General features: G+C 70.8%; 16 protein-coding genes and 1 riboswitch. Of the genes, 3 read left to right on the top strand and 13 right to left on the bottom strand.

The window, feature by feature from the left end:
• Positions 1-18: 18 nt before the first annotated feature.
• From murG to OHA21_RS48040, 10 genes are all read right to left on the bottom strand, one after another.
• A complete protein-coding gene (gene murG, locus OHA21_RS48085) occupies positions 19-1,122 on the bottom strand; it encodes an undecaprenyldiphospho-muramoylpentapeptide beta-N-acetylglucosaminyltransferase (protein WP_328467109.1) in 1,104 nt (367 codons plus the stop codon).
• Positions 1,122-2,522 (bottom strand): FtsW/RodA/SpoVE family cell cycle protein, encoded by a 1,401-nt coding sequence (locus OHA21_RS48080; protein ID WP_328467107.1) that lies wholly within the window; start codon positions 2,520-2,522, stop codon positions 1,122-1,124. Before OHA21_RS48080 ends, murG begins: the two co-directional genes overlap by 1 nt.
• Before the next feature lie 63 nt (positions 2,523-2,585).
• Positions 2,586-3,704 (bottom strand): phospho-N-acetylmuramoyl-pentapeptide-transferase, encoded by a 1,119-nt coding sequence (gene mraY, locus OHA21_RS48075; protein ID WP_328467105.1) that lies wholly within the window; start codon positions 3,702-3,704, stop codon positions 2,586-2,588.
• Positions 3,701-5,089 carry a UDP-N-acetylmuramoyl-tripeptide--D-alanyl-D-alanine ligase gene (locus tag OHA21_RS48070; protein ID WP_328467103.1) on the bottom strand — a complete coding sequence of 463 codons (1,389 nt, stop codon included), beginning with the start codon at positions 5,087-5,089 and terminating at the stop codon, positions 3,701-3,703. Before OHA21_RS48070 ends, mraY begins: the two co-directional genes overlap by 4 nt.
• Positions 5,086-6,591 carry a UDP-N-acetylmuramoyl-L-alanyl-D-glutamate--2,6-diaminopimelate ligase gene (locus OHA21_RS48065; protein WP_442875035.1) on the bottom strand — a complete coding sequence of 502 codons (1,506 nt, stop codon included), beginning with the start codon at positions 6,589-6,591 and terminating at the stop codon, positions 5,086-5,088. Before OHA21_RS48065 ends, OHA21_RS48070 begins: the two co-directional genes overlap by 4 nt.
• A 57-nt stretch (positions 6,592-6,648) precedes the next feature.
• Positions 6,649-8,886 (bottom strand): penicillin-binding transpeptidase domain-containing protein, encoded by a 2,238-nt coding sequence (locus OHA21_RS48060; RefSeq protein WP_442875214.1) that lies wholly within the window; start codon positions 8,884-8,886, stop codon positions 6,649-6,651.
• Between the two features lie 129 nt (positions 8,887-9,015).
• Positions 9,016-9,600 (bottom strand): hypothetical protein, encoded by a 585-nt coding sequence (locus OHA21_RS48055; protein WP_328467099.1) that lies wholly within the window; start codon positions 9,598-9,600, stop codon positions 9,016-9,018.
• Between the two features lie 554 nt (positions 9,601-10,154).
• Positions 10,155-11,273 carry a 16S rRNA (cytosine(1402)-N(4))-methyltransferase RsmH gene (rsmH, locus tag OHA21_RS48050; RefSeq protein WP_328467097.1) on the bottom strand — a complete coding sequence of 373 codons (1,119 nt, stop codon included), beginning with the start codon at positions 11,271-11,273 and terminating at the stop codon, positions 10,155-10,157.
• Positions 11,274-11,527: 254 nt separating this feature from the next.
• Positions 11,528-11,959 (bottom strand): division/cell wall cluster transcriptional repressor MraZ, encoded by a 432-nt coding sequence (gene mraZ, locus OHA21_RS48045; protein ID WP_328467095.1) that lies wholly within the window; start codon positions 11,957-11,959, stop codon positions 11,528-11,530.
• Between the two features lie 1,732 nt (positions 11,960-13,691).
• Entirely contained in the window at positions 13,692-14,408 is a 717-nt protein-coding gene (locus OHA21_RS48040) for a C40 family peptidase (RefSeq protein ID WP_328467093.1), read from the bottom strand.
• A gap of 102 nt (positions 14,409-14,510) precedes the next feature.
• Positions 14,511-14,638, bottom strand: a riboswitch (cyclic di-AMP (ydaO/yuaA leader).
• Between the two features lie 442 nt (positions 14,639-15,080).
• Here OHA21_RS48040 and OHA21_RS48035 point away from each other — a divergent pair.
• Genes OHA21_RS48035 through OHA21_RS48025 form a run of 3 tightly spaced genes read left to right on the top strand, consistent with a single transcriptional unit; the run spans position 15,081 to position 17,772 of the window.
• On the top strand, positions 15,081-16,301 hold the full coding sequence (locus OHA21_RS48035) for a Mur ligase family protein (RefSeq protein ID WP_328478990.1): 1,221 nt from the start codon (positions 15,081-15,083) through the stop codon (positions 16,299-16,301).
• Complete coding sequence (locus tag OHA21_RS48030) at positions 16,291-17,004, top strand: type 1 glutamine amidotransferase (protein WP_328467092.1); 714 nt, start codon at positions 16,291-16,293, stop codon at positions 17,002-17,004. The genes OHA21_RS48035 and OHA21_RS48030 overlap by 11 nt, the downstream gene beginning before the upstream one ends.
• 45 nt (positions 17,005-17,049) lie before the next feature.
• Positions 17,050-17,772, top strand: a complete 723-nt coding sequence (locus tag OHA21_RS48025; RefSeq protein ID WP_328467090.1) for a TVP38/TMEM64 family protein — start codon at positions 17,050-17,052, stop codon at positions 17,770-17,772.
• A gap of 362 nt (positions 17,773-18,134) precedes the next feature.
• Here the strand turns inward: OHA21_RS48025 and OHA21_RS48020 are convergent, their stop codons facing one another.
• From OHA21_RS48020 to leuS, 3 genes are read right to left on the bottom strand one after another with little or no spacing between them, the layout of a single operon-like run.
• Complete coding sequence (locus OHA21_RS48020) at positions 18,135-19,244, bottom strand: winged helix DNA-binding domain-containing protein (protein ID WP_328467088.1); 1,110 nt, start codon at positions 19,242-19,244, stop codon at positions 18,135-18,137.
• Positions 19,241-19,999, bottom strand: coding sequence for a nucleotidyltransferase domain-containing protein (locus OHA21_RS48015; protein ID WP_328467086.1), 759 nt, complete (start codon positions 19,997-19,999; stop codon positions 19,241-19,243). Before OHA21_RS48015 ends, OHA21_RS48020 begins: the two co-directional genes overlap by 4 nt.
• A 40-nt stretch (positions 20,000-20,039) precedes the next feature.
• Complete coding sequence (leuS, locus tag OHA21_RS48010) at positions 20,040-22,844, bottom strand: leucine--tRNA ligase (protein WP_328467084.1); 2,805 nt, start codon at positions 22,842-22,844, stop codon at positions 20,040-20,042.
• Positions 22,845-23,171 lie beyond the last annotated feature (327 nt).

The following is a 23,171-nucleotide window of genomic DNA, read 5'->3' as shown; positions in this document are numbered from 1 at the left end:
GCCGGTCGTCATCAGGCATCAGCTCACCGCTTCGAGAACGAAGCGCAGCAGCTGCTCGTCACCGTCGCGGCGCCCGTAGCCCGCCGCGGCGTGGCCCATCCCGGCCAGCCGCTGCCGGTCCCGCGCCAGCGGGATGATGTTGCGTTCGATCCAGTCCGGCGTCAGCTCGCTGTTGTCGACGAGCAGGCCGCCACCCGCCTCCACCACCGGCAGGGCGTTGCGCCGCTGCTCCTGGTTGCTGAACGGATAGGGCACGTAGATCGCCGGCATGCCGAGCGCGGTCGTCTCGGCCACCGTGATCGCACCGCCCCGGCAGAGCATCAGGTCGGCGGCAGCGTATCCGAGCTGCATGTCCGACAGGTAGGGCACGACGACATAGGGCACCGGCAGGTCTTTCGGCACGTCGAACGGGTCGTTGCGCCCACCCTGCACGTGCAGCACCTGGATGCCGGCGTGGGCGAGCCGCTTGGCCGCCCCGGCGACCGCCAGGTTGATCGTCCGGGCGCCGGACGAGCCGCCGGAGACGAAGAGCACCGGCAGGTCCGGCCGCAGCCCGAAGTGGTAGAGCGCCTGCGGGCGCAGGGCGGGCCGGTCCATGTGTGTGATACCGGTCCGCAGCGGCACGCCGACCAGCCGGGCGTTGCGCAGCGACTCGGCCTGCTCCAGCTGGTGCGGGAACCCGACGGCGACCCGCTTGGTGAATTTCATGCCCATCCGATTGGCGACGCCCGGCGGCACGTTCACCTCGTGGATCACGATCGGCAGCTCACGCCGCCACGCCGCCAGGTAGGCCGGCACCGAGACGTAACCACCGAACCCGACCACGACCTCGGCCTGCACCTCGTCGATGATCTCGCCGGCCGCGGCGGCCGACCGGTACATCCGGTCCGGCGTGCGCAGCAGGTCCAGGTTCAGCGACCGGGGCAGCTGGAACGCCGGGATGACCCGCAGGTCGTAGCCGGCCGCCGGGATGAGCTCGTTCTCCATGCCCTTCGGGCTGCCCAGCGTGGTGATCCGGATGTCCGGGAAATGGCGCCGCAGAGCGTCGGCGAAGGCGAGCAGCGGGTAGATGTGACCGCCGGTGCCTCCTCCGGCGAGGACGACCGACCGCAGCGATCCCATCACTGCCTCCTCTCGCCCCCCGAGCGTGCGGGTGTCCGGGTACCCGCCGTCTTCTGGGCCGGCGGGCGTGGCTTTCCCGGCCGCCGCGGTGGGGGGACCGGCGGCAGCGGGGCCCAGAGTAGCCGCACCCATCGCGGGGTCGGACGGGCGTTCAGGGCTCGCGCCGCGTCCGGCTCCGCCCGGGCGAACGAGGCCAGCATGCCGATCGCCGCCAACGTCACGATCAGGGCACTGCCACCTGCGGAGATGAACGGCAGCGGGAGACCGGTGATGGGCAGCAGCCCGACCACGCCACCCATGTTGATCACGGCCTGCGCGACCAGCCAGGTGGTGATCGCGGTCGCGGCGAGGCGGCGGAACGGGTCGTGCACCCGGCGCGCGATGCGGAAACCCGTGTACGCGAGCACCGAGAGCAACGCCAGCACCACGGCACACCCGACCACGCCCAGCTCCTCCGCGACGATCGCGAAGATGAAGTCGTTGTCGGCCTCCGGGACCCAGCCCCACTTCAGCGCGCCCTTGCCGAGGCCCACGCCGAACCAGCCGCCCTCGAAGATCGCCGACCGGCCCTGGACGATCTGGTAGCAGGCGTCACTCAGGTCGCACTTGTCGAGCGGGGTGAGGAAGGTGGTCAGCCGCTGCAGCCGGTAGTTGGGCTCACCCTCGGCGCCCGACCCGGCGCCCCGGGAGGCCGCGGCGATCAGCAGGCCGATGCCGGCCAGACCGAGCACGCCGAGAGCGCCGAAGACCCGCAGGCGTACGCCGGCCGCCCAGAGCAGGCCGACGATCAGCGCCAGCAGCACGAGCATGGTGCCCAGGTCGTTGTAGCCGACCAGGACGAAGAGCAGGCCGACCACCGGGAACAGCGGCATCGCCAGCTCCCGCCAGTGCCCCAGCGCGGCGCCCTTGCGGGCGATCACGTCGGCGCCCCACAGCACCATGGCGAGCTTGGCCAGCTCGCCCGGCTGGATGCTGACCGGGCCGATGATCAGCCAGTTCAGGTTGGTCTTGATCGGGCCCAGCTGCTTGACCACCTCGGCCGACTTCAGCGCGTTGAGCGCGGCAAGCAGCAGGAGCAGGACGACCGCGACGCCGAGGATGTACTTGCCGAGCGTGCGCAGGGTCAGCGCGGGCAGGCGCTGGCAGACCCAGAAGGCGACCAGGCCGAGCAGCGCGTACACCGCCTGGCTGCTGAGCGCGGAGAAGGCGTCACCGCTCTTCGCGTACGCCGTCACGCTGGTCGCCGAGAAGACCATCGTGAGCCCGATCAGCAGCAGCAGACCCGAGCTCGCGATCAGCAGGTAGTACGACGACAGGGGCCGGGCCAGCAGCCCGTGCACAGCGGGCAGCAGCTGCCGGCTCAGTGACGGGCGGGCACTTTGAGTACGGTCGTCCGCCATGGCCCCATCATCGTCCGATGTCCACACCTTCCCCGGTCACGTCGATGGCGTGTCGCGGGAGATCTATCCCATGACCGCCAGGTGGTCGCTGTAGAACAGGCCCAGACCGATCGCGGCGCAGATGCCCGCGATGATCCAGAACCGGACCACGATGTTGACCTCGCTCCAGCCGGCCAGCTCGAAGTGGTGCTGCAGCGGCGACATCCGGAACACCCGTTTACCGGTGGTCTTGAACGAGATGATCTGGATGACCACGGACATCGTGATGATCACGAAGAGGCCGCCGATGATGACCGACAGCAGCGTGGTCCGGGTGGCCACCGCGAGACCGCCGATCAGGCCGCCCAGCGCGAGCGCGCCGGTGTCACCCATGAAGATCCGGGCCGGGTTGGTGTTCCACCAGAGGAACCCGACGCACGCCGCGGCTGCCGCGGCCGCGATCATCGCGATCTCGAGTGGATCGCGGACCTCGTAACAGTGCTGGGCGGTGAGCGAGCCCGGCGCGCCCCGGTAGCCGTCGTCGCCGCACCAGTGCCGGTACTGCCAGAACCCGATCAGCGAGTAGGCGCCGAGGACCAGGATCGAGGCGCCGGTGGCCAGGCCGTCCAGGCCGTCGGTGAGGTTCACGCCGTTGGACATCGCCATGATCACGAAGACGAAGACCATGACCGAGCCGACCTTGCCGACGTTCAGCCAGTCCACGTCCCGGATGAACGAGATGTTCTCGCTGGCCACGGTCTGGCCGTTGGTGCTCGGGAAGTAGAGCGCGGCGATGCCGAAGCCGGTGCCGATGATCAGCTGGCCGAGCAGCTTGCCCTTGGCGCTGAGACCGTCGGAGTTGCGCTTGCGGACCTTCAGGAAGTCGTCCAGGAAGCCGACCGCGCCGCAGAAGACGAAGACACCGAGCAGGACCAGGGCGGTCATGGTCGGCTTCTCCTGGGCGATCTGCCGGTCCGGCAGCGTGGTCAGGGCCAGGTGCCCGGCGACGTACGCGAAGACGGTGGCGATGATGAACGCCACCCCGCCCATCGTCGGGGTGCCCTTCTTGCCCATGTGGGTGGCGGGGCCGATGGAACGGATCGGCTGTCCGGCCTTGAGCGCCGAGAAGACCCGGATCGCGATCGGGGTGCCGAACAGTGAGATGAGAAAGGCGACCGCGGCCGCGACGATGACTGCCCTCACGTGGGCTGAACCTCCTCGGAACGCCGCAGCCAGTCGGCGACGTCCCATGTGCGGTACCGGGAACCCTTGACCAGCACGACGTCGTCGGCGCGCAGGTCCTTCTGCAGAATCTCGATCGCGGCCTCCTGGTCGGCTGCGAAGTACGCCGTGCCCGGCCACCCCGTGAGGCCGGCGGCGCCGTCCAGGATCGGCCGGGCGTTCCCGGCCACCGCGATCAGCCGGTCCACCCCGAGCTCGGCGGCGAGCCGCCCCACCTCGGCGTGCCCGGAGATCTCGTGCTCGCCGAGCTCGGCCATGTAGCCCAGCACAGCGGTGGTACGCCGTCCTTCGCCCATCGCGGCCAGCGCGTGCAGAGCGGCCGCGGTGGACGACGGATTGGCGTTGTACGAGTCGTCGATGACCGTCACCCCGTCCGGCCGGTCGAAGACGTCCATCCGGCGGCCGGAGACGATGCCGACCTCGCCGAGCGCGGTGACCAGCTCGTCGAGGTCCATCCCCGCAGCCAGGGCCACCGCCGCGGCGGCCAGCGTGTTCGGCACCTGATGCCGCCCGGCAACCGCAAGCCGGACGTTCCCGGATCTGCCGGAAGCGTGCAGGGTGTAGGCGGCTCGGCCGGACGCGTCGACCACGACATCGGTGGCGCGGACGTCAGCCGCCGACTCACCGGTGCGGACCACCCGGGCGGAAGTCCGCGAGGCCATCGCGGCCACCAGCGGATCGTCCGCGTTCAGGATCGCGACACCGGACGACTGCAGCGACTCGACCAGCTCACCCTTCGCGAGCGCGGTGCCCTCGACCGACCCGAACTCGCCGATGTGCGCCGCGCCGACGTTGAGCACCACGCCGATCTGCGGGCGGGCGATGCCGGTCAGGTAGCGGATGTGCCCGATCCCCCGGGCGCCCATCTCCAGCACCAGGAACCGGGTCTCGGTGGTCGCCTGCAACACCGTGTACGGAAACCCGAGCTCGTTGTTGAGCGATCCGGCCGGCGCCACGGTCGGACCGAGCCGGGCGAGCAGCTGGCCGATGTAATCCTTCGTCGTCGTCTTGCCCGACGAGCCGGTCAGCCCGACCACGGTCAGCTTGTCCAGCCGGGACACGACCACCCGGGCCAGCGCGGCCAGCGCGGCGAGGGGATCCTCGACCACTACCCCGGGCTCACCGGTGTCCCGGGTGCCGAGCACCCCGGCCGCACCGGCGGCGACCACCGTGGCGGCGAAGTCGTGCCCGTCCACCTTCTCGCCGGCGAACGCGACGAACAGGCCGCCCGGGCCGACCTTGCGGGAGTCGTACTCGACGGCCCCGGTCACGGTCACCGAGTCGGAGGCGTTGACCAGGCGGCCGCCGGTGATCCCGGCGATCTCGGCCAGCGTCATGGGGATCATGGTCGGCCCTCCAGCGCGGCGGCCAGCTCGATGCGGTCGTCGAACGGCAGCACCTCGCCGTTCACCTCCTGGCCCTGCTCGTTGCCCTTGCCCAGCACCGCGATCACGTCGCCGGGCGCGGCCATCCGGACCGCCTCGTCGATCGCGGACCGGCGGCCGGCCACCTCGACGACCTTGGCAGCCGTGGCCGCCTCCTCGGCGCCGGTGCGCACGGCAGCGCGTACGGATGCCGGATCTTCGGTCCTGGGGTTGTCATCGGTGATGATCACCAAGTCGGCGCCCTGGGCCGCGGCCTCGCCCATCAGCGGCCTTTTGCCCTTGTCCCGGTCGCCGCCGGCGCCGATCACGCAGATCAGCCGCCCGCCGCGCGCGGTGGCCAGCTCGCGGAGCGCGGCCAGCGCGGCCACGATCGCGTTGGGCTTGTGCGCGTAGTCGACGACGCCGAGGATCTCGCTCGCGGCCGGGACCTGCTCGAGCCGGCCGGGAACGCCCCGGCAGGCGGCGATGCCCTCTCCCGCGCCCGCTGGATCGACGCCCACCGAGACCAGCAACGCCAGCGCGAGCAGGGCATTCGCCACGTTGTGCAGGCCGGGCAGAGCGACACCGGTCTCGATCACCAGACCATCCGGGCCGTGAGCGACGAACCGCTGGCCGAACGCGGAGGGCGAGATCTCCGAAGCCCACCAGGTCGCGGAGGCGTCCCCGGCGGCGGAATAAGTAATAGTGTCCGGTTTGCGAAGCGACTGAAGCGCCGCGTCGTCGTGGTTGAGGACCTCCACTGCGGACCGGCCGTCGAAGAGCCGCGCCTTGGCCGCGAAGTACTCCTCCGAGGTCGGGTGGAAGTCCAGGTGGTCCTGGCCGAAGTTGGTGTAGCCACCGGCGGCGAACCGGATCCCGTCGGCCCGGCCCATCACCAGCGCATGGCTGGAGACCTCCATGACCACGGCCTGCACCCCGCGCTCCACGCCCGCGGCGAGCACCGCCTGCAGGTCGGTGGCCTCCGGGGTGGTGCGGACGCTCTTCACCACCAGGTCGCCGATCCGGGTCTCCACCGTGCCGACCAGCCCGGTCACCCGCCCGGCGGCCCGCAACCCGGCCTCCACCAGGTAGGACGTCGAGGTCTTGCCGGCCGTGCCGGTGATCCCGATCATCGTGAGCCGCCGCGACGGCTCGCCGTAGATCGCCGCCGCGGCCGCGCCGAGCACCGCCCGCGGATCGTCGGCCACCAGCACCGGGAGCCCGGCGGCGAGCGCGCGGTCGCGCCCGTCCGGGTTCGTCAGCACGGCGACCGCGCCGGACCGGGCGGCGTCGGCGATGAACTCCGCGCCGTGCCGGTTGGCACCGGGCAGCGCGGCGTACAGATCGCCGGGACGGACCGAGCCACTACTGTGCGTGACCCCGGTGACCTCGATGTCACCACCGTTCAGCGTCGCGGGCAGCAGCTCGGCAAGCTGCTGCAACCGGTACGGCAAGACGGTCTCGGGTCGGGAAATGCCGGACACGGCGTCAGACCCTACCCCGTGCCGTACGAGTTCCTGTCAACGCCATGCGCCCGACACTCATGGATGGATCTTGAAGGTGGGTGGCTTGGTACCGGACGGTGGCACACGGTAGTGGAGCAGCGCGTAGGACATCATCTGGCTGAACGCCGGGGCGGCCACGTCGCCGCCACCGCCGGACGAGACGTCCATCGACACCGCGATCACATACCGCGGGTCCTCGGCCGGGGCCATCCCGACGAACGAGCTGGCGTTGTGGCTGGTGTACTGCCCGTCGATGAGCATCTTGCCGGTGCCGGTCTTGCCGGCCACCCGGAAACCGGTCACCGCCGCGGCCTTGCCGGTGCCGCCCTTCACGTCCACCACGGCTTCCATCATCGTCCGCAACTCGGCGGCGACGTCCGGATCCAGCACCTTGCGGGTCTCCGGCGCGGCGGCCGGGGTGACCTTCTCGTCGGCCGAGATGGTCGCCTTGATCAGGTGCGGCTGGATCCAGGTGCCGTTGTTGGCGATCGCGCCGTACCCCGCCGCCATCTGGATCAGGGTGGCCGAGACGCTGTGGCCGATCGGCACCGACCCGGGCGCTGAACCGCTCCAGTCGGCCGGTTTCAGCAGCTGCCCCTCGGCCTCGCCCGGCATGCCCTCACCGGTGGCCTTGCCGAGCCCGAACTTCTGCTGGTACTCGTAGATCTTCTCCTTGCCGAGCTTCTCCCCGATCAGGATCGTGCCGACATTGGAGGAATACGCCAGCAGACCGGGCATGGTCATCTCGGTGCCCTTGTCCATCGGGTGCGTGTCCTCGAACCGCTCACCGCCACGCTCGACGGCCGGGCCGATCTTCATGATCGTCTCGGGCGTGATCAGGCCCTCCTGCAGCGCCGCCCCGAAGATGAACGCCTTGTGCGTCGATCCCGGGTCGGTGACGATGCTGGACGGCACGTCGATCCGTTCCTCCGGCTTGACCTTCTGCGGCTCGGCCGCGCTGTACGGCGGGTAACTGGCCTGGGCCAGCACCTCACCCGTCTTCGCGTCCAGCACGACCGCGCCGGCAACCTTCGCGTTGCGCTGCTCGGCCTCCGCGTCGAGGATCTGCTGCACCCGGAACTGCAGATCGCGGTCGATCGTGAGCTGCAGCGACTTGCCCGGCTTCGCGGCGGTGTACTGCTCGTACCCGCCCGGGATCTGCTTGTTCAGATTGCCCTTGCCGATCTCGAAGATCCGCCGGCCGTCGGTGCCGTGCAGCAGATCGTCGTACCGCGCCTCCAGGCCCTCGAGCCCGTGGTGATCGTCGCCGGTGAACCCGATCAGGTTGGCAGCGAGATCCCGGCCGGGCACGTCCCGCCGCTCGTCGCTGTGCGTGTAGATGCCGGCCAGCTTCATCGCGTCGATCCTGTCGGCGATCGCCACGTCCACACCGCGGGCCAGGAAGCGGAACTGCGTCCACTTGCCGTCCGGCAGCTGCTTGCGCTGCATGTCCGCCATCAACTTCGAGCGGGACACGGCGAGCAGCGGCGAGAGCCGGGCGGCGATCGCCGGGATGTTCTTCTGGAGCTTGGCGTTCTCCGGGTCGGCGTAGACGTACCGGGCCTCGACACTGTGCGCCAGCACGTTGCCGTCGCGGTCCAGAATGCTGCCGCGCGGCGCCGGCAGCTCCACCGTGGTCAGCCGGTCGGCGCGCAGATCCAGCAGTTCCTTCGCCTCGGCCGGCGAGGTCGCCACCTGCAGCACCACCAGCCGCACGCCGATCGCGACGAACAGGGAAAGCGCCAGCACGGTCCCCAGCCTCAGGCGGCGGGTGCTGTTGGCCAGCTTCGGCGGTTCCGCCGGCACCGGCCGGGGCCGGCGCGGCGGTGGGTTGCGGCGGTCCTTCTCGGTCCGGCTCCGCTCCCTTTCAGACCGCTTTTCGGTACGCCCGAAGCCCTTTTCCGTACGACCGGAGGCGCTTTCGCCACGGCCCGCGCCCCTTTCCGCACGGCCCGCGCCCTTTTCCGCACGGCCCGCGCCGGTGCCGCTGCGGTCGGCGGTGCGCCGATCGTGGGCCGGCGTGGTGGAGCGGCCGCGTTCCGGCTGTGCCTCCCGCGGCTTGGCCTCCTGGCGCCGGGCCTGCGGCGTCTCCGCCTGCTCCGGCGGCTCCTCGGGGGCACGGCCGGTGCGCCCGCGGGCCCGCTGGCCCGTCTCGCCGCCGTCGAGAACCTGCAGCGCCGGCCGGAACGGGTCGGTGGTGCGGCCAGACCGCGGCAGGCGGCCGCGCTCGGCGACGGTCCGCCCGCGCGGGGTGTAGGCCCGCGCGTCACCGATGCTGGAACGGCCCCGCCGCCCCGTGCTGTCCTCGCGCTCGTCCTGGGCGGGAACGTCACGCGACGAACCGCGCCGGGGTTGTGTACCCCGGCGCGGTTCCTCGTCGTCGGCTCGCGGTGCCACGGAGGCCTACCGCCCGGCGCCCGAGGTCGGCGTACCGGTGTTCTCCTGCGGCACGTAGGTCAGCGATGTCGGGCCCTCACCGGGCTTCGGCGGGTTGATCACCTTGCCGTCCGGCAGCCGGATCATGGCCGGCGCGTCAGCCGGCACCAGGCCCAGCCGGCGCGCCGCGGCGTGCAGGTTGCCCGGGTTGGAAGCCTGGATGAGCTGCTGCTCCAGCCCCTGCTGCTGCTTGTCGAGGGCGGCCTGCTCTTTGCGCAGCGTGTCGAGGCGGAAGGACTGCTCCATCGTCTTCGTGTTGATCAGCAGGATGCCGAGCACGCCGACCAGCACCACAGCGATCACCGCGGCGGCGAACGTGGCCCGCGGCGCCCGGATCGGCACCGGCGGCGCCAGCCACAGCCGGGGTCGTCCGGCCGGCTGCGGTGCAGCGGTCACCTCGGGGTCGCTGACATCGAGCGCCAGCGCGGCGGTACCCGACACCGGGCCGCCCTTGGCGCCCCGCATCGCCTTCGCGTCCGGCGCGCCGCCGCTCCGGCTCCCCCGCCCGCCCAGCATCGCGTTCCCGCCCGGCAGAGCCCGCTCGGCGCGCACCTTTCCGCCCCGCGCGTCGGCCCCGTTGCGCGCACCGCTGCCGGTCCGCGTCTCGAGCTCGGCGCGCGCGCCCCTTCCGGACCGCGTCCCGGCCTCGGCCCGCGCACCCCTTCCGGACCGCGTCCCGGCCTCAGCCCGCGCACCCCTTCCGGACTGCGTCCCGGCCTCAGCCCGTGCGCCCCTTCCGGACCGCGTCTCGAGCTCGGCGCGCGTACCCCGGCTGGTCCTTGCCTCGGCCTCGGCGCGCGTGGTCTTGCCGGCACGGGCGTCGAGCTCGTTGCGCGTACCCCGGCTGGTCTTTGATCCGCTGCCGTCGCGGGTTGCGCTCTCGGCGCGCGCCGACCTGCCTGCTCGCGTCACTTCGCCGGCCTCCGGCGCCTGGCCGGACTGCATCCCGGACCGGCGCGTGTCGGGCCGGCCCGGGAACTGGCGCACCCCCCGGACGCCAGTTCCCCGGGTCGCTGCATCGCGGCTGTCCTCGTGACCACGCCGCCCCGTCGTGGCACGCGACTGCGCCGACCGGCCCCCCGACCGCGGCGCGTCGTCCCGCTCGCTCATGCTCGTCCCTCCCCCTCCTCGTTCGCCCCCGGGCGTAACCGCCCTCGTCCCCCGCGCGTTGTCTCCCCGGGCTGCTCCGGTTTCGCGCCGCGGGCAGACCCGGCCATCCGGGGCCGTTCGCGGCCGGTCCCCGGTGCCCGGTTGTACGTACGCCCCTGCTCCTGCTCGTCGATCCGTTCCACCGCGCGCAACTTCACCGAGGCCGCCCTCGGGTTCTCCGCCACCTCTTCCTCGGTGGGCGGCTCGGATCCCCGGGTCAGCAACCGCAGCGTCGGACCGGTCCCGGGAAGCTCGACCGGCAGGTCGATCGGCCCGGTGCTGCGCGCCCTCGAGGTGAGAGCGCGCTTGACGATCCTGTCCTCCAGTGATTGATAACTCATCACCACAAGACGCCCCTTGGGCGCCAACGCGTCCAAAGCGTGCGGAACCGCGGACTCGAGGACCTCGAGTTCGCCGTTCACCTCAATACGTAATGCCTGAAAGGTTCGTTTTGCGGGATTTCCACCCGTTCGGCGCGCGGCGGCTGGTATGGCGTCCTTCACCAACTCGGCGAGCCGGGCCGTCGAGGTGATCCGGGACTTCGCCCGCTCCCGCACGATCGCCGAGACGATCCGCGGCGCGAACTTCTCCTCGCCGTACTGCCGGAGGACCCGCACGAGCGCACCCGGCTCGTACGTGTTGACGATCTCCTCGGCGGTCACCCCGGTGGACTGGTCCATCCGCATGTCCAGTGGGGCGTCCTGCGCGTACGCAAACCCGCGATCCGCCTCGTCCAACTGCAGCGAGGAGACCCCGAGATCGAACAGTCCGCTGTGGATCGCCGGGATCCCGAGCTCGTCCAGGACCCTGGGAAGTTCGTGGTAGACGGCGTGGACCAGATGGATCCGGCCGGCGAAGCGCTCCAGCCGGTGCCGGGCGTGAGCGAGTGCCTCGGTGTCGCGGTCGAGTCCGATCAGGATCACGGCCGGGTGGCGCTCCAGAACCGCCTCGGCGTGCCCACCGAGACCCAGCGTGAAATCGACGTGGACGGCGCCCGGGAGGCTCAGCGCGGGAGCCAGCAACTCGAGGCAACGCTCGAGCAGCACCGGAACGTGCGCGCCCCGCGGCTCCCCCATGTCGACCCCCATTGCCTTACCCGCTCGCGTGCCACCCGGTTGTGCAGTTGCTGCTTCGGCCCGATCGCCCATCCGTACCGCCAGATCCCCATCCGCTCGTGTCCTGTGCCGGTGTCACCCGGCCCCGGACACGCGCCTGGCGCCGGGGAAGAGGCGCCAGGAGCGGGAGCGGCTGGAGATCTCGCAGTACGGCGGCAGTGGCGTCCGGGCCGTTTGCCGGCAACTCTCGCCGGCGGCCCACCGAGTGCCACGCCCTACAGTCCGCCGGGCAGCACCCCCTCCTCGATGTCGGCGAACTCTTCCTCGCTCGCCGAGAGGTAGTCGTCCCAGGACTGCTTGTCCCAGATCTCGACCCGTGTGCTGGCACCGATCACCACGAGGTCCCGGCCGAGACTCGCATAATCCCGAAGGTGAGCCGGGATCGTCACCCGGCCCTGCTTGTCAGGCACCTCGTCGTGCGCGCTGGCGAAGAACACCCGGCCGTAAGCCCGGGCCGCCTTGTTCGTCACCGGCGCCTCGCGCAGCTGACCCGCGATGCGCTGGAACTCAGGCATGGGGAACACGTAAAGACAGCGCTCCTGCCCCTTCGTGATCACGACACCTCCCGCCAGCTCATCACGGAACTTCGCCGGAAGAATCAGCCGGCCCTTCTCGTCCAGGCGAGGGGTGTGCGTGCCGAGAAACATCGGCCCATCCCCCCTTGCCGTGGCGTCCACTCCTTCGCGGTGGAGTCGGTCCGCCTGTCAACTCGGGCCGGCAGGCTTCGGGTCGAAGATCCTCGGTCCTGCCACTGAGCTCCACTCTACTCCACTTCCCTCCACCTGCAACCCGAACGGGGACGCTCGCGAGCCGTTTTCGCGGACGAAACCCCAGTTCACAGAGGGTGGGGTGAAGTGGAGGGCTGGAGCATGATCGACGTCGTCCGGTTTCCGACATCGGGCGCAGTGGGGGCTAAAACCCTGCCTGGAGAGGGCTCTCGTGGCCGTGTTGGCCGCGGCGTGGAGGAAAGTGGGGCTCCTCGGGGGAGGAAGGTGGGGTGCCTCGGGGGAGGAAGGTGGAGAACTCCAGGGAAGGCGGGGTGCTCCGGGGTGGAAGGCGCCCTACCTCGGGGAAGGACGGCGGGCGGGCGGTGGCCGGGGCCACCAGCCACCCCACTCAAGCCGCAGGCCGCACCTCTTTTTCGGCGGCGGTCTCAACGCTCTCCCGCCGACGGCCTGGGCGACGGTTTCGGTGAGCAGGCCGCACGGCGGCCCTTGGCGCTTTACCCACCGTGGCCCCTGCTCTCTCGCGCGGTGAACCCCCACAACGAGCCGCGCCCGACCACCGCCCAGCCCTAGCCGAATGGTGCCTTAACGCCAGCCCGAGCGCGGCACCGAGATCTCGGGCTTTCCCGCCCCGCCTCGCGTGTGGGCCACCAACGCGACCGGCAGGCTGCTGCGCGACTTCGCCCGCCGCCCACTCGCCGGCTGCCCGCTCGCCGGCCGCCCGCTCGCCGGCCGCTCGCCGGCCGCCGGCCGCGAGCCGCGAGCCGCGAGCCGCGAGCCGCGAGCCGCGAGCCGCGAGCCGCGAGCCGCGAGCCGCGAGCCGCGACGAACGATAGATCTTGAGCGATCGACCACATCCGGGTGTGGGTTTCGGCCCAAGATCCGTTCCGGGCGACCGCTGCTGCGAGATCTTGGGCGCCTCACCCACTCGCATGTGGTCCATGGCCCAAGATCCCTAACCGGAAGCAGTGCCCGCGCCGATCTTGGTTCCTCGGCCACACGCCGCGCGACCCGTCGCCCAAGATCCGTGACGGGTAGCAGGAGCCGCGCCAGTCCGGGGCGCTCGACCACACAGGACCGCGGAGCTCGAATCCAAGATTGGCGCGGGAGTGGGGGCCGAAGGTCGATGCGGAGTGCAAGCTAAAGGTCGAGACGGGAGTGGGAGCCGGAGATCGGCACAGGACAGCGGGCCGAAGGTCGGCACAGGACAGCGGGCCGAAGGTCGGCAGGGAGCGCGGGCCGAAGGTCGGCACGGAGCGCGGGCCGAAGGTCGGCACGGAGCGCGGGCCGAAGGTCGGCACGGAGCGCGGGCGGAGGATCGGCACGGGAGGCAGGTATCGGCGCCGGCACGGGACGAGGGTTCGAAGATCGGCGCCGGAACGTGGGCTCCTGGGACCAAGGCGGGATCCTGGCCACCCGGCCGAGGGGCGGGAACGTAGGCGCCCGAGATCGGCGCGGGGATTGTGGGCGCCGGGACAGGGCGCAGCAGATCGATTCGGGCGCTTGGGGCCGTACAAGGATCGGAACGCCTGTGGGGCGTGACCCGAACCGGGTCACGCCCCACAGGCGTAGTTCTATTCCTTACTTACTACGGCCGCTGTGGGCCGAGCCCGCCAACGGTGCCACCACACCGTCGTACGGAGGGAAGCAGCCGTCAGGCGACCAGGCGCCGCACGACGTAGTTGCTGTTCCAGATCTTGTGCTTGCCGACCCGGGCACCGCTGTGCGGCGAGTCGTAGATGTAGCCGTTGCCGGCGTAGATGCCGGCGTGGTAACCGTACGAGCCCTTGCGGAACACGATCAGGTCACCGATCTTCTTGCTGCCCTTGGAGACCGACTTGCCGTACTTCTGCTGCGAGTGCGCCTTGTGCGGCAGCGACTTGCCGGCCGACTTCTTGTAGACGTACTTGGTGAAGCCGGAGCAGTCGAACCGCTTGGGACCACTGGCCCCGAAAAGGTACAGCGCGCCCTTGTGCCGCTTGGCCTCGGCGAGGACCTTGGCGCCGCTGGCCCGGACGGTGATCCGGAGCTTGCTGGTCGACCGGGTGTTGTAGCCGGCCCCGGAGAAGATCGTCCGGGTGTACGCGGTGGCGCTGGGCTTTCCGGAAAGTGTGACCGAACCGGTCGTCACCTTCTTGATGTCCCAGGTCTTCCACTTCTTGCCGGTCCAGCCCTGGAGCCGGATGGTGCCCCGGGCGACCTTGCCGGTCTTCGGGTTGATCACCTTGGCGGTGACCTTGAGTCTGGAGCCCCACGGCAGGCTCCGGGTGCTGGCCTTGATGGTCAGCTTGGGTGTGACCTTCGCGGCCGCCGAGGCGGCGGTGACCGGGGCGGTGGTGGTGGCCGACGCCGCGGCGGGCGAGGCGGTCACCAGCTGACCGGCGCAGAGGCTGAGACCCAGTGACAGTGCGACAGTGCCGGTACCGACGGACGTGCGACGGCCCCGGCGCGAACTGTGTTCGTGCACGGTAGAGAATTCCCTCCGGCACGCCTGCGAGGTTAGCTGTCGGGTTCGGGCGGGAAGGTTGCCCGGCCGCCGAAGCGGCTTCACCCCGAGGTTGTCCCGGATGCACCGCCTGACTGCTGCGGCGCGGGACGGACCGGTTATGGGTCCCCCGTCCCTGCCCCCTGATGCCTTCTTGGTGTTCCGATGCTGCATGTGGTCGCGTCGTCCGGCTCGGGGCAGGGCTCGGCGTGAACCGGCTCGGCGCGACCGGCGAGCGGTTGCTGCCGGCGGAACCTTGCTACCTGAATTCCGGCTTGATCGTCAGAGTGGCCACCATCACCCTGAGTAATTGGCACATTAGCTACTGTCCAGTTTGTTACCACCGCGAGACATATGCCATGACGCGGCGCGATCAAGCAAATACGAAGCGTAGAAGGTTACGGGTGAACCAGAACACAGAAAAAGTCGAGTGACGACCCGGAACTTCGCCCGAAACGCCCGGACCGGGGATAATGCCTGCGAACGATGATCTTGACGGTCTGGCAACGCGACGTAACAATTTCGTCCGGTACCCTCGCTGGCGTGACGGACGGGAAGATGCCTCTCATCGCCAAGGTCGCGACCACCGCGTCGAAGACCGCGGCGGCGCTCTCGAGGGCCGCGGGACGCGGCGACGGTTCAGTGATCGGCGGCTGGATCGGCCTCAAGATCGACCCTGACCTACTGGCGCACCTCGCGTCCGGCCGTGCCGTGGCGCTGGTTTCCGGCACGAACGGCAAGACCACCACCACCCGGCTCACCGCCGCCGCCGTCGGCGTGCTCGGCCGGGTCGCCACCAACTCGTTCGGCGCGAACATGCCGACCGGCCACACCTCGGCGCTGGCGAAGGAGGGGCATACCCCGTTCGCCGTGCTCGAGGTGGACGAGCACTACCTGGCCCAGGTGATCGACTCCACCCGGCCCAAGGTGGTGGCGCTGCTCAACCTCTCCCGCGACCAGCTGGACCGGGCGAAGGAGGTGGCGATGATGGCCCAGCTGTGGAAGACCGCGCTGGCCGGCCACCCCGAGATCCGGGTGGTGGCCAACGCCGACGACCCGATGGTGGTCTGGGCGGCGAGCAGCAGCCCGCAGGTGACCTGGTTCAGCGCCGGCCAGCGGTGGCACGACGACTCGTTCGTCTGCCCGGAGAGCGGCCACCCGATCGAGCGGTCCGGCGGCGAGTGGTGGTGCACCGGTTGCCCGCTGCGCCGCCCGCGACCGAGCTGGACGGTCGAGGACGAGGGCGTGATCGACCCGCGCGGCGACTGGCACCTGGTCAAGCTGCAGCTTCCGGGCCGGGTCAACATCGGTAACGCGGCCACCGCGCTGGCGGTCGCCGCCGAGTTCGGAGTACGCCCGATCGAGGCGCTCCCCCGCCTCTCCCGGGTGACGTCGATCGCCGGCCGGTACGCCCAGGTCGACCGGGACGGCCGCAACATCCGGCTGCTGCTCGCGAAGAACCCGGCCAGCTGGCTCGAGGCGTTCGACATGGCTGATCAAGCCCCTACGCTGCTCTCCATCAACGCGCGGGACCCGGACGGCCTGGACACCTCGTGGCTGTGGGACGTCGATTTCTCGCCGCTGCGCACCCGGCCGATTCTGATCACCGGCGACCGGGCCTACGACCTGGCCGTCCGGCTCCAGGTGAACCAGGTGCCGTTCCGGCACGTACTCAGTTTCGACGAGGCGCTGCGGGCCGTGCCGCCCGGCCGCCTCGAAGTGATCGCCAACTACACGGCGTTCCAGGACATCCGAGCGGAGTTGGACCGTGTCAACTGAGGCCCTGCGGATCGTGTGGATCTACCCCGATCTGCTCTCGACCTACGGCGACCGGGGCAACCTGCTGATCCTGGCGCACCGGGCGGCCGCCCGCGGCATCCCGGTGGAGACCTACGAGGTGCGCTCCGACCAGCGGATGCCCGCGACCGCCGACATCTATCTGATCGGCGGCGGCGAGGACGGCCCGCAGGCCCTCGCCGCACAACGGCTGATCACCGACGGCGGTCTGCACCGCGCGGTCAACCAGGGCTCCTCGGTTCTGGCCATCTGCGCCGGTTACCAGCTCTTCGGTCACTCGTTCTTCGCCAAGGGAGCGAAGTGCGCCGGGCTGGGGCTGCTCGACATCACCTCGGACCGGGGCACGAGCCGCGCGGTCGGCGAACTGCGCGGCGACATCGACCCGCGGCTCGGTCTGCCGCCGCTGACCGGTTTCGAGAACCACGGCGGGCGTACGCATCTCGGTGCTCACGCCGCGCCACTGGCAAGGGTGACCGCCGGCATCGGCAACGACGGCCAGACTGAGGGGGCGTGGGCAGGGAAGATCCTCGGCACGTACTCGCACGGCCCGGCGCTCGCCCGCAACCCAGCTCTAGCCGATCTGCTACTCCGTTGGTCCACCGGCGCGGATAGGCTTGCGCCCCTGGATGACACCTGGGCCGACCGGCTGCGGGGAGAACGGCTGGCCGCGGCCAGCCCAGCGTGACCGGCACGACATAGTCCCGAACCGACGACAGTTGGGTATGCCTGCATGACCGACATCCTGATCGCCCCGCGGGGCGTGGAACACCTCGCGGACCCTCAGGCCGTTGCACAGGCTGCCCCTGGTTGGAAGCGCCGCCTCGTCCGGTTCGGCATGCTCGCCGCGGTGGTGGGCGCCCTCGCCCTCGCGGCCACCACGCTCCCGCTGCAGGAGATCGGCGCCAGCGTCGACGATCTCGGCCCGGGTGCTCCGGCCGCGGTCGCGGTGGTCGGCGGACTGCTGCTCTCGGTGCTCGTACCCCGTACCGCAATCACGCTCCTCTGCGGTCTCCTCCTCGGCGCCGCAACCGGTGCGCTCGCCGCGCTGGCCGCCGCGATCATCGCGGCGACCGCGACCTACTACGCCGGCCGCTGGGCCGGCCGTGGCGCCCTGCAGGCCCGCGCCGGCAGCCGCCTGGCCCGCCTGGACGGCTGGCTGAACCGGCGCGGCCTGGCCGCGGTGCTGCTGGTCCGGTTCCTGCCGCTGGCCCCGTTCGGCCTGGTCGGCTACGCCTACGGCACCACCAGCGTCTGCCGCAAGCGCTACCTGCTGGGCACCACGATCGCCGCCATCCCGTCCACGGTCACCTACGCGGTGATCGGCGCGGCCGTGGCCGCCCCCGGCGAGATGAACGCCGCCACGCTGGCTCCCGCGGCGATCGGCTTCGCCCTCTCCACCGCGATCGTCCTGCGCTGGCGCTACACCGCCCGTCGCGACGCGGCCACTGCCTGACAAACCCGCACAATGCCGGCGGCCGCTTTCGGCCGCCGGCTTTCCTCTTTCTATAAACCCTTCCTTTGTACGCCCGTCGCAGTCCCGCCGAATCGACCCCGTCCCGCCTGCTCCGCGCGATGCCGCCGGTGGTCCGGGCCCCACCGCGCCCGCCGGGCTCATGCACACATCACCCACGCAGCCCCTCCCAGCTGACCGCCACCGCTGCCTCCCACGCCGCGAAGCAGCACTCACCGTCAGCTGAACCACGCCGGCTGACCGCCAGCGCGGTTTCTCGTGCTGCGAAGCAGCACTCACGGTCAGCTGGACCAGCCCGGCTGACCGCCAGCGCTGCCTTCCGCGCTGTGAAGCAGCGCTCGGCGTCAGCTGGGGAGCAGGCGGGTTTGGGCGGCGGGGAGCGGTTTTGCCCACCAGTGGGCGTAGCGGGCGTAGACGAGCGGGTCGCGCGAGGCGAGGAAAGCGGACAGGGCGGCGGCTTCGGCGGCCAGGGCGTCCCAGGTCGCGGCGGGGAGCGGGTGGAAGGCGGTTGCCTCGATGCCGTTGGGGACGGCGCGCCACACCCCCGCCACGTAGCCGTCGACCAGGACGGCCGGGAGCACGTCGCCGTTCATGCGGATCACTGCCTTGCGGTATTCGGGCGGGATCAGGCGGGCGCGGTCGGCGTAGGCGAGGAGGACGTTGTCCCACATGGGCAGCAGGCGGGGCGGGGCCGGCACGTCCTCCGGGGGCAGCGGGGCGCCGGGTAGGTCGTACATCTGTGGGGTTGGCTGGGCGAGCTCCAACGTGCGCACCGCCTCGCGCAGAGTCGTGCGCGGCAGCAGCGTGAACTGGGACATGTCGGCGATGGTCGCCGGGCCGAAGGCGGCCAGGTAGCGCCGCACCAGCGTCCGGACAGACTCGTCGCGCGAAGCGAGCGTCAGACCGGCCGGGGCCGCGATGAACGAACGCTCGCCGAACGACCACGGTCCGCCGGTCGGCACGTGGTGCAGCGGCGCGACGGTCCGCAGCGCCCACCACAGGCCGGGACGATCACCGCCGAACCGTTCCGCGAGCAGCTGGGAGATCTCCGGCACCGTCCGGGGCCGGTCCGCGAACGCGAGCAGCTCCGGCAGGAACGCGTCGACCTCGGCGATCGACACCCCGCTGCGGATAAACCGGGCATCACCCAGCCGTGCCGCGCGCAGCACCCGCAGCACGGCGTTGTGCAGCATCGGATGATCATCGCGGTGCACCGCGTGCAGGGTGATCCGCATCAGGGTGGCTTTCACGACCATGCCGGTGGCGAAGGCTTCGTCGAACGCCGCCGGCTCGAAGTTCAAGATCCGGTTCCAGAGCGCGAGGTACGGCGAACCCGGCGCCTGAGCCTGCAGTCCGACCAGGCGGCGCACCGCGTCCTCGACCGGCGCCGGTTCCCGCTCGAGGAGCATCTGCCGGGCCAGGGTCGCCCGGTTCAGAGCACGTGCGGAGATCATCGGAGCAGCTCGGCGTCCGGCGGGCCGTCCGGGTCCAGCGCGTACTCGAGGTAGGCCAGCAGATCGCCCCGGCGCCGGACCGGATTGCGGTAGCGGGCCGGGCCACCACCGCGGATCCGCAGCGCCTCGCCGATGATCCGCTCCCAGCCGGGATAGCTGCGCAGCGCGTACTCGCCGGCCGCGGTCTTGCTGGTCACCCGCCCGGTGACCAGGGTGTGCCGGAGCCGGGAGACGCCGAGGACACCCCAGGACACCGCCCACGAGCCGAGGCTCATCGGGTGGAAGCGGAGCCCGCGCGCCCACGGCCGCCAGTACGACTCGAGGTTGTCGCGGGTCGCGGCGGCCAGCGCCGGCCAGTCGGTGAAGATCTCGGGCCGTTCGGGGCCGCGCAGGGTGACGCCGCCCTGCGCGAGGACGTGCCAGGTCACCAGGTTGCGTTCGAAGCGGGAGGACGGCAGCACCCGGTTCTCGTGGACGGCCGGGCCGGGCGGCCGGGTTGCCGGGTCGGCGCGCAGGTTGTCCCAGGTGACGTAGAGGCCGTCGAAGCACGGCCGGCGGGGCATGCCGCGGTGGATCTCCCGGATCAGCTCCGGGGGCGCCGGGTCCGCGGTCACCGCGACGAAGTCGATGTCGCTGACCCCGTGCCGGTAGTCGCCGAGTGCGATCGATCCCTGCAGGTAGAGGCCCTCCACCAGGCCGGGGGCGAGGAGGTCGGCGCGGACCAGGAACTCGGTCGCGATCAGATCGAAGGACACGGCCCGCCACGTTTCCACATGGCGGGCCGTGCGCGCGACCTCAGATGACGACGCTGACCAGACGGCCCGGTACGACGATGACCTTCTTCGGCTCGCGACCGCCCAGCGCCTCGGCGACGGCGGTCAGCGCTGCCGCGCGTACCTCCGCCTCGGGAGTGTCCGGGGCGACCTCGACCCGGCCGCGGACCTTGCCGTTGACCTGCACCGGGTAGGTGATCGCGTCGGCGACCAGCTGGGCCGGGTCGGCGACCGGGAACTCCGCGTACGCCAGCGTGCCCTCGTGCCCCAGCTTGCCCCACAGCTCCTCGGCCAGGTGCGGAGCGAACGGCGACATCATCAGCACCAGCGGCTCGACCGCCTCACGGGACACCGACGGCAGCGGGGTCAGCGTGTTCGTCAGCTCGATCAGCTTGGCGATCGCGGTGTTGAAGCGCAGCTCGTCCATGTCCTCACGGACCCCGGCGATGATCCGGTGCAGCGTCTTGCGGGTCTTCGGGTCCAGCGGCTCGTCGGTGACCCGGACCGAGCCGTTGTCCTCGTCGACCACCAGGCGCCAGGCCCGCTGCAGGAAGCGCTGCGAGCCGACGACCGCGCGGGTCTCCCAGGGGCGGGACACGTCCAGTGGGCCCATCGCCATCTCGTACACCCGGAACGTGTCGGCGCCGTACTGGTCGCACATCTCGTCGGGGGTGACGATGTTCTTCAGCGACTTGCCCATCTTGCCGTAGCTGCGGGTCACCTGCTGGTCGCCGTAGAAGTACTGGCCGTCGCGCTCGACGACCTCCTCGGCGGGCACGTAGAAGCCACGCTCGTCCTGGTACGCGTACGCCTGGATGTAGCCCTGGTTGAACAGCTTCCGGAACGGCTCGAACGACGAGACGTGACCCAGGTCGAACAGCACCTTGTGCCAGAAGCGGGCGTACAGCAGGTGCAGGACGGCGTGCTCGACACCGCCGACGTACAGGTCGACGCCGCCCGGGTCGCCCTCCGACCGGGGGCCCATCCAGTAGGCCTCGTTCTCCGGGTCGACCAGCACCTTGTCGTTGTGCGGGTCCAGATAACGCAGCTCGTACCAGCAGGAGCCGGCCCACTGCGGCATGGTGTTGGTCTCGCGGGTGTACGTCTTCAGCCCGTCGCCCAGGTCCAGCTCGACCTGCACCCAGTCCTTCTTGCGGGACAGCGGGGTCTCCGGCTCGGTGTCCGCGTCGTCCGGGTCGAAGGTGCGCGGCGAGAAGTCGTCGACGTCCGGCAGCTCGACCGGCAGCATCGACTCGGGCAGCGCGATCGGCAGGCCGGTCTCGTCGTAGACGATCGGGAACGGCTCACCCCAGTACCGCTGGCGGCTGAACAGCCAGTCCCGCAGCCGGTAGGTGGTGGCGCCGGAGCCCTTGTCGTTCTCCTCCAGCCAGGTGATCATCGCGGCCTTGGCCTCGGCGACACCCTTGCCGTCCAGCCAGTCGCTGTTGATCGCCGGACCCTCACCCGTGAAGGCGCCCTCGAAATCTTCGGGCGCTTCGACCGTACGGATGATCGGCAGTTGGAAGACCTCGGCGAAGGCCCAGTCGCGCTCGTCCTGCCCGGGCACCGCCATGATCGCGCCGGTGCCGTAGCCGGCCAGCACGTAGTCGGCGATGAAGACCGGGATCTGTACGCCGTTGACCGGGTTCTCCGCGAAGGCGCCGGTGAAGACGCCGGTCTTGACCTTGCCGTCGGCGGTCCGCTCCTCCTCGGTCTTCGCCGCGGCGGTCGCGCGGTAGGCGGCCACGGCCTCGGCCGGGGTCGCGTGCCCGCCGGTCCAGACGTCCTTCGTGCCCTCCGGCCAGGACGCCGGAATGACCCGCTCGACCAGCTCGTGCTCGGGCGCCAGCACCATGTAAGTGGCACCGAACAGAGTGTCCGGACGGGTGGTGAAGACGCGGATGTGCTCGTTGGCGCCGACCGGGAAGTCGACGTGGGCGCCACGGGACCGGCCGATCCAGTTGCGCTGCATCAGCTTGACCGGCTCCGGCCAGTCCAGCGCGTCCAGGTCGTCGATCAGGCGGTCACCGTACGCAGTGATCCGCATCATCCACTGCTTCAGGCTCCGCTGGAACACCGGGAAGTTGCCGCGCTCGCTGCGCCCGTCCGGCGTGACCTCCTCGTTGGCCAGCACCGTGCCCAGGCCGGGGCACCAGTTGACCGGGGCCTCGGAGACGTACGCCAGCCGGTGGTCGTCGATCAGCTTGCGCTTCTGGATGGGTGACAGGTCCTTCCACGGCGTTCCCGGCGCCGGGCGGATCCCGGTTTCGAACTCCGTGACCAGCTCTTCGATCGGGCGGGCCTTCTGCAGCGAAGGGTCGAACCAGGAGTTGAAGACCTGCAGGAAGATCCACTGGGTCCAGCGGTAGTACTCCGGGTCGGTGGTCGAGAAGGAGCGGCGCTCGTCGTACGCCAGGCCCAGCCGGCGCAGCTGCTGCCGGTACCGCTCGACGTTCGCCTCGGTGGTGGTCGCCGGGTGGGTGCCGGTCTGCACCGCGTACTGCTCGGCGGGCAGGCCGAAGGCGTCGAAGCCCATCGGGTGCAGCACGTTGAAGCCGGCCATCCGCTGGTAGCGGGTGTAGCAGTCGGTGCCGATGTAGCCCAGCGGGTGCCCGACGTGCAGGCCCGCACCCGACGGGTACGGAAACATGTCCTGGACGTGCAGCTTGGGGGCGCCGGCCCGGGGGTGCGTGGGGTCGGCCAGCTCGCCGACCGGGTTGGGCGCGTGGAACGTACCGTTCTCGGCCCAGTAGGCCTGCCAGCGCAGCTCGATCTCACCGGCCAGGGCAGCGGTGTAACGGAACGGCGGGGTCTCGGTCTCGCTCATCTTTCACCATCTCGTCGGTCGCTTCGGGCATAAAAAAGCCCCTCACGCAGGAGGGGGCGCCGTGCTTGGTCCGCTTAACGGATCAGCACGGCCGGCTAAGGAGCAGAACAGACCGAGCCATGGCAAGCATGATACCCGCATACCCGCTGTACGCGGCGACCGGTATATCCGCGCGGAGTCGGATCTTCGTCGATCCGGGCCTTTCGGCGATCGTTGCGTCCGGGGATAACCTGTGGGGACGGGCGGCGAGCGCCGGAGGCCCACGGCCGCTGGGCGCCCGCAACCTTCGATGCCCTCGCACGGGGGGTGGGGATCACCCCACGGGGG

It is taken from the genome of Actinoplanes sp. NBC_00393 (genome assembly GCF_036053395.1).
In the GTDB taxonomy this organism is placed as follows: Bacteria; Actinomycetota; Actinomycetes; order Mycobacteriales; family Micromonosporaceae; genus Actinoplanes.
The sequence above is the reverse complement of the archived record's forward strand: the minus strand, read 5'-3'. Positions and strand labels throughout refer to the sequence as shown.

Bases quoted from the DNA above. Each gene is read 5' to 3' on its own strand.
- murG (WP_328467109.1), bottom strand. From the start codon at position 1,122: ATGGGATCGCTGCGGTCGGTCGTCCTCGCCGGAGGAGGCACCGGCGGT.
- OHA21_RS48080 (WP_328467107.1), bottom strand. From the start codon at position 2,522: ATGGCGGACGACCGTACTCAAAGTGCCCGCCCGTCACTGAGCCGGCAG.
- OHA21_RS48070 (WP_328467103.1), bottom strand. From the start codon at position 5,089: ATGATCCCCATGACGCTGGCCGAGATCGCCGGGATCACCGGCGGCCGC.
- rsmH (WP_328467097.1), bottom strand. From the start codon at position 11,273: ATGGGGGAGCCGCGGGGCGCGCACGTTCCGGTGCTGCTCGAGCGTTGC.
- mraZ (WP_328467095.1), bottom strand. From the start codon at position 11,959: ATGTTTCTCGGCACGCACACCCCTCGCCTGGACGAGAAGGGCCGGCTG.
- OHA21_RS48035 (WP_328478990.1), top strand. From the start codon at position 15,081: ATGCCTCTCATCGCCAAGGTCGCGACCACCGCGTCGAAGACCGCGGCG.
- OHA21_RS48025 (WP_328467090.1), top strand. From the start codon at position 17,050: ATGACCGACATCCTGATCGCCCCGCGGGGCGTGGAACACCTCGCGGAC.
- OHA21_RS48020 (WP_328467088.1), bottom strand. From the start codon at position 19,244: ATGATCTCCGCACGTGCTCTGAACCGGGCGACCCTGGCCCGGCAGATG.
- leuS (WP_328467084.1), bottom strand. From the start codon at position 22,844: ATGAGCGAGACCGAGACCCCGCCGTTCCGTTACACCGCTGCCCTGGCC.